General features: G+C 39.7%; 1 protein-coding gene. It reads left to right on the plus strand.

The features are described from left to right. A partial coding sequence (locus FHP04_RS14460) for a DUF7507 domain-containing protein (RefSeq protein WP_139856853.1) occupies positions 1-257 on the plus strand: 257 nt, incomplete at both ends.

Genomic DNA, 257 nt, shown 5'->3' on the forward strand with positions numbered 1-257 from the left:
GGATGATGAATCAGATAACTCAAGCTATACAGGCAACAACCCAACGGTTGTAACTATCTGTACTGATGCAAGTATTGCCCTTATTAAAACTTCAGATGTTGAAGTAGATCCGACTACAGAATGTTCAACACTAGAGGCAGGTGATATTATTACCTATAGCTTCTCTGTTAAGAACACAGGAAACGTTACCCTAACTGATGTTATGGTAAGTGATTTAGTAGGTGGTGTTACCGTATCAGGAGGTCCAATCACATTGG

This window comes from Aequorivita sinensis (assembly GCF_006346335.1).
GTDB classification, from domain to species: Bacteria; Bacteroidota; Bacteroidia; order Flavobacteriales; family Flavobacteriaceae; genus Aequorivita; species Aequorivita sinensis.